8 protein-coding genes are annotated in these 11,806 nt (G+C 60.7%); 5 read left to right on the top strand and 3 right to left on the bottom strand.

The window, feature by feature from the left end; genetic code table 11:
- Positions 1–260 precede the first annotated feature (260 nt).
- Together PMI11_RS25000 and PMI11_RS24995 are read left to right on the top strand one after the other, a co-directional pair.
- On the top strand, positions 261–941 hold the full coding sequence (locus PMI11_RS25000; RefSeq protein ID WP_007822788.1) for a winged helix-turn-helix transcriptional regulator: 681 nt from the start codon (positions 261–263) through the stop codon (positions 939–941).
- A 196-nt stretch (positions 942–1,137) separates the two neighbouring features.
- Positions 1,138–1,971: a class I SAM-dependent methyltransferase gene (locus PMI11_RS24995; RefSeq protein ID WP_007822785.1), complete on the top strand. Its 834-nt coding sequence runs from the start codon at positions 1,138–1,140 to the stop codon at positions 1,969–1,971.
- A 78-nt stretch (positions 1,972–2,049) separates the two neighbouring features.
- Here PMI11_RS24995 and PMI11_RS24990 read toward each other — a convergent pair whose 3' ends face one another.
- The 3 genes from PMI11_RS24990 to PMI11_RS24980 all read right to left on the bottom strand — a co-directional run bounded on the left by PMI11_RS24990 (position 2,050) and on the right by PMI11_RS24980 (position 6,073).
- Positions 2,050–3,975, bottom strand: coding sequence for a HAMP domain-containing methyl-accepting chemotaxis protein (locus PMI11_RS24990; protein WP_007822780.1), 1,926 nt, complete (start codon positions 3,973–3,975; stop codon positions 2,050–2,052).
- A gap of 452 nt (positions 3,976–4,427) precedes the next feature.
- On the bottom strand, positions 4,428–5,474 hold the full coding sequence (locus tag PMI11_RS24985; protein WP_037072097.1) for an ABC transporter substrate-binding protein: 1,047 nt from the start codon (positions 5,472–5,474) through the stop codon (positions 4,428–4,430).
- An 86-nt stretch (positions 5,475–5,560) separates the two neighbouring features.
- Complete coding sequence (locus tag PMI11_RS24980; protein WP_007822777.1) at positions 5,561–6,073, bottom strand: GNAT family N-acetyltransferase; 513 nt, start codon at positions 6,071–6,073, stop codon at positions 5,561–5,563.
- Positions 6,074–6,308: 235 nt separating this feature from the next.
- On the opposite strand from PMI11_RS24980, the gene PMI11_RS24975 reads away from it, so the two are divergent.
- The 3 genes from PMI11_RS24975 (at position 6,309) to PMI11_RS24965 (ending at position 11,800) form a co-directional block, all read left to right on the top strand.
- Positions 6,309–6,986: a response regulator gene (locus PMI11_RS24975; RefSeq protein WP_007822773.1), complete on the top strand. Its 678-nt coding sequence runs from the start codon at positions 6,309–6,311 to the stop codon at positions 6,984–6,986.
- Positions 6,983–8,365, top strand: coding sequence for a sensor histidine kinase (locus tag PMI11_RS24970; RefSeq protein WP_007822772.1), 1,383 nt, complete (start codon positions 6,983–6,985; stop codon positions 8,363–8,365). The genes PMI11_RS24975 and PMI11_RS24970 overlap by 4 nt, the downstream gene beginning before the upstream one ends.
- A 108-nt stretch (positions 8,366–8,473) precedes the next feature.
- Positions 8,474–11,800 (top strand): transglutaminase family protein, encoded by a 3,327-nt coding sequence (locus PMI11_RS24965; RefSeq protein WP_007822771.1) that lies wholly within the window; start codon positions 8,474–8,476, stop codon positions 11,798–11,800.
- Positions 11,801–11,806 lie beyond the last annotated feature (6 nt).

Here is an 11,806-nt window from a genome sequence, read left to right as displayed (position 1 = left end):
GATCGGTGGACGCAATTGTCCTGATAGCGAGCGGAAGTCCTCCCGGAAAATCTTCAACTCTCCGCCTCCACGGAGAGGAAGTAGCCCAAGCCATCATATGAAGCTGTCATTTAGCTGACATCGGCGGGATATCCAGTGCGGCAAGACACTTTTTTGCCGTAATTCGACTACCTTCCCGCGAAAGGCGACTGGATTAGTACATTGTCTGTACTGGACGCTCTCGGGAACTTGGCCGATACTCGGCCGCGGAGGGCGATCCGATGGCAAATGGCGGTTACAACCAGTTTTGTCCGGTTTCCAAGGCGTGCGAACTGCTCGAGCCACGATGGACCTTGCTGCTGCTCTGCGAAATGTGGTCCGGCTCCACACGTTTCAACGAGATCCGACGCGGCGTACCGGGAATGTCGCCGACCCTCATGGCAAAGCGGCTGCGCGAGATGGAGGCAAACGGCCTCGTCACCCGCTCGGAAAACCGAATAACCGGCGAGATCGTCTATCGGACCACCGGGATCGCCAACGAGCTTGAGCCGATCGTGCATGCGCTCGGCATCTGGGCGCATCGCAATATCGACGCCAACGTAACGCTCGAAAAGCTCGATGCCCGCATTCTGATGTGGAACATGCGCCGCAAGGTCAATGCCGCCGCCCTGCCCTCGCGCAAGCGCAGCGTCATCCAGTTCACCTATCCCGAATTGCCGCGCGACGAACGGCATTACTGGCTCGTGGCGCGGCTGGGCACGCCTGTGGATCTCTGCCTCACAGATCCCGGTTACGATGTCGATCTCTTCGTCACCGCCGATTTGAAGGCGATGACCTCGGCCTGGATGGGCCATTCCAGCCTCGATACCGAGATTGCCAGGGAACGCATCTCCTTCATCGGCGACATGTCGCTCGCCTCAAGCATCGGAAACTGGATGGTGCGCAGCTCCTACGCCGCCTGATCCATTTTCTGTATCGGCTCCAGTCCATTTTCTACACTAGGCCAATTTCCCATCCTGAGGCACGATCCCCCTGCAAGCAGACCTGGGGCACTCCAAGAGACCGATCGAACGCAGCGCTTATATCTGGATATCAGTAGAAAACCGGCGGGCGACCGCGGCTCTGGCCTTCGCTTGCCGATATGAGAGGAGACATGCCATGCAAACCACAGCGAATGCCGTGACACAGCCCTCACCCGATCTCGCCGCCTTGAAGTCGCGCCAGCAGGTCGCCTGGGCTTCCGGCGACTATTCCGTCATCGGCGCCCGGCTGCAGATCGTCGGCGAAAATCTGTGCGAAGCCCTCGACCTGCGCTCCGGCGAAAAGGTTCTCGATATTGCTGCCGGCAACGGCAATGCGACGCTTGCCGCTGCGCGGCGCTGGGCCAAGGTGACCTCGACCGATTACGTGCCGGAACTTCTGGAGCGCGGCCGCGAGCGGGCGATGGCAAACGGCTTGGCGGTGGACTTCCAGCAGGCCGACGCGGAAGCCCTGCCCTTCAAGGATGCAAGCTTCGATGTCGTCGTCTCCACCTTCGGCGTCATGTTCACGCCGGATCAGGACAAGGCGGCAAAGGAAATGCTGCGCGTCTGCCGGACGGGCGGGCGCATCGGCATGGCGAACTGGACGCCGGAGAGCTTCATCGGCCAGGTCTTCAAGACGATAGGCAAGCATATTCCACCGATGCCGGGCATCAGGTCGCCGGCGCTGTGGGGCACGAAGGTAAGGCTGGAAGAAATGTTCGGCGGCCAGGCCAACATCGAGGCGACGTCACGCATATATAATTTCCGCTACCGCTCACCCGCCCACTGGCTGGAAGTGTTCCGCACCTGGTACGGCCCTGTTCACAAGGCCTTCGAAGCTCTGCCGCAACCGGGCAAGGCGGCTCTCGAAGACGATTTCCTTGCGCTCATCGCCCGCTTCAACCGCGCCAAGGACGGCACCATGGTCGTGCCGGCTGAATATCTGGAAGTGGTGATACACAAAGGCTGATCGCAGCTGCTGTGGCAGCATCAATGCGAAAGGGCGGGGTTTGCCAGGAGCAAACCCCGCCCTTTATGTTTTTCCGATTTAGAACTCGGACCATTCCTGCTGGACGGCGGCGTTGCCATTGCTGCGATAGGTCGGCGCCGGCTTCTGGCTGGCGCGGACCATCGTCGAAGCCGTGCGGCGAAGCACTGCCGCGTCGGCGGATGCGGAATGGGTATCGCCACCGGCCAGCTTGAAGTTGGAGATCAGCTCGCGAAGGCGTCCGGCCTCGGAGGCGAGCGTCGCGCTTGCCGCATTCGTCTCTTCGACCATCGCGGCATTCTGCTGAGTCACCTGGTCCATCTGGTTGACGGCGCTGTTGACTTCGCTGAGCCCGGTCGACTGTTCTCTGGACGACGTTGCGATCGCGTCCATGTGCTGGTTGATCGATACGATCAGGCTCTCGATCGTCTTCAGCGCATCGCCGGTCTCGCGGACGAGCTGCACACCGCCCTGCACTTCGACCGAGGAATTGCGGATCAGATCCTTGATCTCCTTTGCGGCTGCCGCAGAGCGCTGGGCGAGTTCACGCACTTCCTGGGCGACGACTGCGAAGCCCTTGCCGGCCTCACCGGCGCGCGCTGCTTCGACGCCGGCGTTGAGTGCCAAGAGGTTGGTCTGGAAGGCGATCTCATCGATGACACCAATGATGTTGGAAATCTGGTTCGAAGACTGCTCGATCTTCTGCATAGCGTCGATGGCGTTGGCGACGACCATGCCGGAGCGCGTGGCGCTTTCGTTCGCCTGGATCGCAACCTGACGGGCCTCATCGGCACGCTTCGACGAATTGGAGACATTGACGGTGATCTCATCAAGGGCTGCAGCGGTCTCTTCGAGCGAAGCAGCCTGTTGTTCGGTACGACGCGAAAGGTCATCCGCACCGCTGCCGATTTCGCGGGAGCCCGTGTTGATCGATCCGGCGGACGAAGCGATGGACTTCATCGTGTCACCGAGCTGCAGAACCGCGCCGTTCAGGTCGTGGCGGAGCGGCTCGAAATCAGGTGCGAAGGCTTCGTGGAGCTGGAAGCTCAAGTCGCCGCCCGCAAGGCGCTTGAGACCCGATGCCAGGCCGGCGGTCGCTTCGATGAGCCGCGCCTGGGCAGCAGCTTCGGCTTCACGTGTCAGCCGGGCGCGATCGGCTTCCGCCTGCCTACGGCTTCTCTCGGCTTCGGCCTGCAGGTTCAGGTTCTCGATGGCTGCCTGCCGGAAGACTTCCACGGCCTTCGCCATTTCACCGATCTCGTCGCCGCGGTTCATATCGGCAATCCTGACCTGCGTATCGCCACCCGCGAGTGCGCGCATCGCGCCAGTAATGCGGCTGATCGCGTTGGCAATGCCGGCGATCCCGAAATAGGCTGCGCCACAGACCAGTAGAGCGCTAACGCCGAGGATAACCGTGAGCAGCAAGAGCGTTGTCTGGAATTCAGCGCGGTTCTGCTCGCCTGCTTCGGTTGCCAGCGACTGATTGAACTTCACGACCTTGTCGACACTCGCTGCAAGATCGTCGGCGATCGGACCGATATCGTTCTGGAAGACGGTGAGCGCCTTCTCTTTGTCGCCGGCCTTGACGAGCGCAATCAGCTGATCGCCGGCCGCGGCATATCTGGATGCCGCATCGTCGATCTTAGCGAATGCATCGCGCTCGGCATCGGTATCGACCTGCTCCTTGTAGCTGGCCACGGCTTTCAGCAGGTCTCCCTGCTTCGACTTGATTTTTTTCTCATAACTATCATTGCCGTTTTCCGCCCGGCCCATGACGTAGTCGCCATAGGAACCACGCAAGGAATAACGCGCGATCTGGATGTCCATCGCTTTGGAGACACCTGGCAGAAAGCTCGTCGCGAAATGGTCGGCATTCTCGTTGAATGTGTTCAGGCCACGAATAGAAATAAAGGCGGACAGTGCGAACAGAACGGCAATCAGTGAAAATATGCCGATCATCGACGTCTTCACATTTGGACGCGTCATGAAAATAAAACCTCTAGATGTGGAGAGATGCATGGAGATGCATCCGCTCCGGCCCGGAAAAAGATTGTTTGCGACATCATGCCGTTTGCGCAACCGCTCGGAAATGAGCCTGCCGCGATGAATTCATGCCAGGAATAACCACTGGACTTTGCTTAATTTTCGCTAAATGACGGCACGCACAATTATCAATAAAAAATCAAAAGTTGTAATTTCAGCTGGAAAAATACGACGCCAACATGTCGAAATCCGGCAATAAGTATTACTTATTGGTGTAAAATTCCAATAGAAGCATCCATTTTAGAGACATTACGACGCCGTGAAAATATTTTGCCCTGCGACGACTTTTCTGGCCAAAAAGTGAGAGGCGATCCCTTATCAAGATCGCTTAGTCATTGAGAACATGTGATTTATTTTGGTCAGCCCGCAGGTTTTCTATTGGGCGAGCAAGGTTTTTACTGCGTCCGCAGCACCTCGTTCCAGTGTGCAATCAGCCGCGCCCGCTTCACCTGATCGAGATAGACCATCAGACCGGGACTGACCGGCACGGGACGCAACTGTGCGCCGAGCAGTTCCTGCAACGTATTGGCGGTATTCTCGCCCGCCACTTCCGGGCTGACGGCCGGGATCTGCAACTCTCGGGCCATGATCGTCTGACCTTCCTTCGACATGAAGAAGGCAAGGTAGCGCCGCCCGAGTTCCGGCTCGGCGGCAGCCTGCGGCACCAGACCGATGCGCGACATCACGACCGTATAGTCCTTCGGCAACACGATGCCGACGTCAGAGTGGCGCGAGGCCCAGTCGGCCGCATAAGAGCCGAGGATATTGTAGCCGAGCACGAAGCGCCCATCGGCCACCCTCTCGAGGATCGCCGAACTCGTGGAATAGAGCTTCACGCCGGCTGCCCCCATCGCCCCGATTACCGACCAGATATCGCCGAACTGCTCCTGATCGCGCGCCATGAATAAAAAGCCCACACCGGATCGTTCGATGTCATAGGTCCCGATCCGCCCATAGACCTCATTGCCCTTACGCTTCAAATAGTCGACGAATTCCGCCCGCGAACTCGGCACGGATTCATGAACAAAGCTCGGCTTGTGATAGACGAAAACAGCAGGTTCGAAAGTCAGCGCATAGGCGGTGTTGCGCCAGTTCGCCCATTTCGGCCATTGGGCGCTCATCGGCAGGTTGCTCACCTGCGCATAGCCGTCGTTCGAAAGCTTCACCTGCAGGTCCATCGCAGACGAGAAGGCGAAGTCCGCCGTTTTGTGACCGGCATCGGTCTCCTTGACGATGCGGTCGTAGATGTCCCCAGTCAGCATGTCCTCATATTTGACCGCCACGTCCGGATTGGCTTCCAGGAAGCCGCGGATCATCGGCTGCGCCAAGGGCTCGTCGAGCGAGGAATAGACTGTCAGCACCGGCGCATCGGTATTGCCCGACTTCGCCGGATAGAAGACCTGATCCGCGGCCGCAAGGCCGGGCACCAGGGACAGGAACAGAATGAAAAGGCTCCTCATCGCGCAAGAATGCCCGAGCCGCTCAAGCCAGACAAGGGTCGGCTTCCAGTAGTGGCTGCAGCCAGTCCTCAAAGCTCGCGCTCGAAGAACATCAGGATCGGCTTCAGATCATCAGGGATCTCGTAATAGGCGTCTCGCTCGCGAAAACCCAGGCAACGATATAGCTTCTGCGCAGCGACCTGCCGATGGCCGGTATCGAGCCGCATCATCCGGTAGCCATCCTTCTTGGCCTGTGCAAGGGACGCTTCGCAGAGTGCCTGCGCTGCGCCACTGCCGCGTGCCCGCTCGGAAACGAAGAGCCGCTTCATCTCCGATATGCCCGGCGCGATCTCGTGCTGCATCACGCAGCCGACAATCTCTCCATCCAGCTGCGCCAGGAACATTGCCCCTTGTGGTCTTGCATGGATCTTCGGCAAGTCGGCGAGCATCGCCTCGAACTTTTCCGGACTGTAGTAAAGTTCTATCTGCGCCCGCTCGTCGGGATAGTTGTCGTAAAGCCATTGTCGGAAGGCGCGGCTGAGATGCCGAACGGCATCGATCTCTTCCGGGCTTTCCGCAAGCCCGACCGACAGGTTCCCCATCTACAAAGCCTCCCCGAACTCCCTTGTCCTTACCACGACGGACTGCGCCCCGCCATCGGCATCTCGGCGCGGATCGAAGCTGGCCCATGGCGTCGTGGCGGTCGGGCCCATGATGCGCCGAGCCGAAAGGAGCAAATACCATCCTGCCATGCTCCATTCACCAATTCCCAGAATCGCTGTGACATCGGGCTGTCATCCCTGATAAACTCCCCGAAAAAATCGAGGGAAACATCCGTTGCGCATCCTGCTTACCGAAGACAATATCGCGCTGGCCGACGGCCTGTCGGCGATCTTGCGCGGCACGGGCCACGCGGTGGATGTCGTCCATGACGGGGCTTCGGCCAATGCCGTCATCGCGGCGGAAAATTTCGATCTCGTTATTCTCGATCTGAACCTTCCCGAAATGGACGGGCTCGATGTGCTGCGCGCCATGCGCTCCCGCGGCAGCCGGGCTGCCGTGCTGATCCTGACGGCCCGCGGCTCGCCGGAAGAGCGTGTGAAGGGGCTGGATCTCGGTGCCGACGACTACCTCATCAAGCCCTTCGACATCGCCGAATTCGAAGCCCGTGTGCGCGTGCTTCTCCGCCGCCAAGCCGGTTTGCATTCCTCGACAGTCAGCTTCGGATCGATCTCACTCGACCTGAATTCTCGCGCCTTTTCGGCCGGTGCCACGCCGCTCGACATCCCCTCCCGTGAGCTCGGCTTGCTCGAAATTCTTTTCATGCGCGCAGGCAAGGTCGTCGCCAAAGAAGCGATCATGCAGTCACTGACTGCCTTCGATGACGACATCTCCGCCAATGCCATCGAGCAATATGTCAGCCGCCTGAGAAAAAGGCTTTCGCCGCATGGCCTGACAGTAAAAACCGCTCGCGGCATCGGCTATTATCTCGACAAGCTGCCCGAGGCCTCATGACGGCTGCCTATTCGCTCCGGCGCCGACTGCTTTTCTGGCTGCTCATCTCCACCGCCGTTATCGGCACGCTGGCGCTTGCCGATACCTGGAGCGAAGCCGTCCAGACCTCGAACATCGTTTCCGACCGCGTGTTGGCCGGCTCGGCGCTGGCCATTGCCGAACGTGTCGTCGTCGCCGAAGACGGCACGCTCGAGGTCGATATTCCCTATGTCGCGCTGGAAATGCTGACATCGGCGGCGCAGGACCGCGTCTTCTACCGTGTCGACGGCCCGCCCGGAAACTTTATCACCGGTTATCAGGCGCTGCCGGTATTGAAGGAAACGCAGGGCGATACGGCTGCCTTTGCCGACGACATTTTCCGCGGCGAACCGATCCGTGTGGCGACATTGGGACGCTCCGCCTCGACCGGCATCCGCTCCGTGCCCTTCGTCGTCACCGTCGCCGAAACCACCATTGCCCGCCGTCATCTGGCGCAGGCAATCCTCGTCCGCTCGGCGCTGCGCCTCGCCGTCATGATAGCCGGTGCCGCCGTCATCGTCTGGATTTCCGTTACGGTGGCGCTACGGCCGCTCTACAAGCTCGGCGACGCTATCGGCGAGCGCAACCCCAACGACCTGCATCCGATCGAGCAATCCGTTCCGAGCGAGGTGCAGCCACTTGTCGATACGGTCAACTCCTTCATGGTGCGCCTGCAATCGGCGCTTGATGCGCTTCGCAATTTCACCGGCAATGCCAGCCACCAGCTCCGCACGCCGCTGACGATCATCCGCACACAACTTGCGCTGTCAGCTCGCGCCGGTTCCCTCGACGAGGCGCAACATGCCGCACTCAAAGGCGATCAGGCTGTTGCCCATGCCGAGCGCATCCTTGCCCAGCTTCTGCTGATGGCCAAGATCGATGCCGCGGCCGCCAAGGAAGCGCTGACGGTCGCTGCCATCGATCTCACTGCCATTGCCCAGGAGATCACCGGCGAGCAGATCCCGCGTGCCGCCGAGGCAGGCATCGATCTCGGTTTCGAGGGCGAAGGGCCTGCGATGATCCGCGCCGAGCCGCTGCTGATCGGCGAGATGCTGCGCAATCTCGCCGGCAATGCCATCGCCTATGCCGGCAAGGGCGCGGAAGTGACTGTCCGTATCATGGAGGATGCGGAAACGGTCAGGCTGGAAGTCGAGGATAACGGCCCCGGCATTCCACCCGAAAAGCTGGAAGCTGTCAGAAAGCGTTTCTCCCGCGGCAATGAGACCGGCGCGCCCGGCGCCGGTCTCGGCCTGCCGATCGTCGAGGAAATCGCCAATCTTTTCAATGCGAGGCTTGTGCTGATACCGGGCCGCGGCGGTAGGGGTCTGAAGGCATCAGTGACGTTCAACAGAGCCGCCTGAAAGCCGTCACCGCGTTAACCTTTCCGCCTTGCATTCTTTCGCTGCATTGCACACACTGGCTTTGGGAACAGCTAAGCCGATCAACGGCCCGCGGACAAAAAGAGCAATATGTCGATCAAAGCCAGCATCTATCATCTGACCCATTATCAGTATGACAAACCGGTCCGCCTCGGCCCACAGATCATCCGCCTTAAGCCGGCCTCGCATTCGAAGACGCGGGTCTTGAGCCATTCTCTGAAGGTCACGCCGTCGAACCACTTCGTGAACCTGCAGCAGGACCCTTACGGCAACTACCTCGCACGCTTCGTCTTCCCCGACCCCGTGACCGAATTCAAGATCGAAGTCGATCTCGTCGCGGACATGACCGTCTACAATCCCTTTGACTTCTTCGTCGAAGAAGAAGCGACAAAGTGGCCCTTCAACTACCCGGAATCGCTCCGCGAAGATCTCTCGATCTACATGATGCCTGAGCCGGCTGGCCCGCGCCTGAAGGCACTCCTGCCGACGCTCGACTGGTCGCCCGATCAGCCGACGGTGGACATGATCGTCGGTCTCAATGCCCGTCTGCAGCGGCAGATCGGTTATGTCATCCGCATGGAAGCCGGCGTCCAGACGCCGGAGGAGACGCTGGAAACCGCCAAGGGCTCCTGCCGCGACACCAGCTGGCTGCTCGTGCAGATTCTGCGCCATCTCGGGCTCGCCGCCCGCTTCGTCTCCGGCTATCTCATCCAGTTGGCGCCGGACCTGAAGGCACTCGATGGCCCCTCGGGTACCGAGGTCGATTTCACGGATCTGCATGCCTGGGCGGAGGTTTATCTGCCCGGCGCCGGTTGGGTCGGCCTCGATCCGACATCAGGCCTTCTGACCGGCGAAAGCCACATTCCGCTCGCCGCCACACCGCATTACAGCAATGCCGCCCCGATCTCCGGCGGTTATTTCGGCGAGGCCGAAACCGAATTCGCCTTCGATATGAAGGTCTCCCGCGTCGCCGAGCACCCGCGCATCACCAAACCCTTCTCCGATGAAAGCTGGGACGAGCTCAACCAGCTCGGTGAGAAGGTCGACCGCGTCCTCGAAGCCGAGGATGTGCGCCTGACGATGGGCGGCGAGCCGACTTTCGTCTCGATCGACGATTTTCAATCCGAGGAGTGGAACACCGCCGCCGTCGGCCCGACCAAGCGCGAAAAGGCCGACAGCCTGATCCGCAGGCTGCAGGAGCGTTTCGCTCCGGGCGGCTTCCTGCATTACGGCCAGGGTAAATGGTATCCCGGCGAAAGCCTGCCGCGCTGGACTTTCTCTCTCTACTGGCGCCGTGACGGCAAACAGATCTGGCAGAACCTCGATCTGATCGCCGCTGAAGGCAAGGATACCGGCGTCAAGGCCGAGGATGCCGAAAAGCTCCTGACGGCGATTGCCAGGGAACTGGCAATCAAGCCCGACATGGTGCAGCCGGCCTACGAGGATCCTGCAGACTGGATCATCAAGGAAGGCAGCCTTCCCGAAAATGTCGATCCGTCGAATTCGAAGCTGAAGGACCCCGAGGAGCGCAGCCGCATTGCCCGCGTCTTCGCCCGCGGCCTCACCGTGCCGACGGGTTATGTCCTTCCCGTTCAGGTATGGAATGCCAAGGCCGCCGCAAGCCGGACCTGGGTCAGCGAAAAATGGCGCACGCGCCGCGGAAAGATCTTTCTCGTACCGGGTGACAGCCCGATCGGCTATCGCCTGCCGCTCGGCACGCTGCCCTATATCCCACCGGCGCGCTATCCCTATATCCACCCCGCAGATCCGACGATACCACGCCCGCCATTGCCTGACGTCTTCGTACCCGCCGGCCGCGCCATGCCAGAAGCATCGTTCCAGACGGACGAAAGCCACGCTGTCCGTGTCGAACAGACCCTTGGCGACATAGGCGGCGCCGTGCGCACTGCCTTGTCGGTCGAACCGCGCGAAGGCAGGCTCTGCGTCTTCATGCCGCCAGTCGAGCGTGTCGAGGATTATCTGGAACTGATCGCGGCGGCCGAAAACGCCGCCGCCGAACTCAAGCTTCCCGTTCACATCGAAGGCTACCCGCCGCCGCAGGACGAGCGCATCAACGTCATCCGCGTCGCCCCTGATCCGGGCGTGATCGAAGTCAACATCCATCCAGCCTCCAACTGGCAGGATTGCGTCGACATCACCACGGCGATCTACGAGGAAGCGCGGGCCACCCGGCTCGGCGCCGACAAATTCATGGTCGATGGTCGCCACACCGGCACCGGTGGCGGCAACCACGTCGTCGTCGGCGCCGCCAATCCAAATAACAGCCCCTTCCTGCGCCGCCCGGACCTGCTGAAGAGCATCATTCTCCACTGGCAGCGCCATCCCTCGCTCTCCTACCTCTTTTCCGGCATGTTCATCGGCCCGACCAGCCAGGCGCCACGCATTGACGAGGCCCGCCACGACAGTCTCTATGAACTGGAGATCGCCATGGCGCAGGTCGGAGCGCCGGGTCGCGGTCAACTGCCGCTGCCCTGGCTCGTCGATCGACTGTTTCGAAATCTTTTGACCGATGTCACCGGCAACACCCACCGTGCCGAGATCTGCATCGACAAGCTGTTCTCGCCGGATGGCCCGACTGGACGGCTCGGCCTCATCGAGTTCCGCGGCTTTGAGATGCCGCCGAACGCACGCATGTCACTTGCCCAGCAATTGCTGGTGCGCGCGCTGATCGCCCGCTTTTGGAAGAACCCCGCCGACGGCAAGTTCGTCCGCTGGGGTACGATCCTGCACGACCGTTTCATGCTGCCGCATTTCGTCTGGACCGATTTCCTCGACGTGCTCGCAGACCTGCGCGAAAATGGCTTCGACCTCAGCCCCGAATGGTTCAAAGCGCAGCTCGAATTCCGCTTCCCCTTCTGCGGCGAGGTCGAATACGAGGGCTCGAAGCTGGAACTGCGCCAGGCGCTGGAGCCCTGGCACGTCATGGGCGAGGAAGGCGCACCGGGCGGCACCGTCCGCTACGTCGACAGCTCCGTCGAGCGCCTTCAGGTTCGGCTCGAAACGAACAACGTCTCGCGCTACATCGTCACCTGCAATGGCCGAATCGTACCGCTGATGCCGACGGGCACATCGGGCGTGTCCGTCGCAGGCGTGCGTTTCAAGGCCTGGCAGCCGGCTTCCGGCCTGCACCCTGTGCTGCCGGTGAATACGCCTTTGACTTTTGATATTTATGATACATGGTCGAAACGTTCGATCGGCGGCTGCATCTATCACGTTGCCCATCCGGGTGGTCGGAATTATGAAACCTTCCCGGTCAACGGCAACGAAGCGGAAGCGCGGCGGCTTGCCCGTTTCGAACCGTGGGGACATACGGCGGGTGGTTACATTCCGCGCGCCGAAACGGTTTCGCCTGAATTCCCGCTCACGCTGGATCTGAGGCGGCCCGCTGGAATTTGAAGAAAC

Source organism: Rhizobium sp. CF142 (genome assembly GCF_000281145.1).
Classification (GTDB): domain Bacteria; phylum Pseudomonadota; class Alphaproteobacteria; order Rhizobiales; family Rhizobiaceae; genus Rhizobium.
This window is presented reverse-complemented; position numbering and strand designations above follow the sequence as displayed.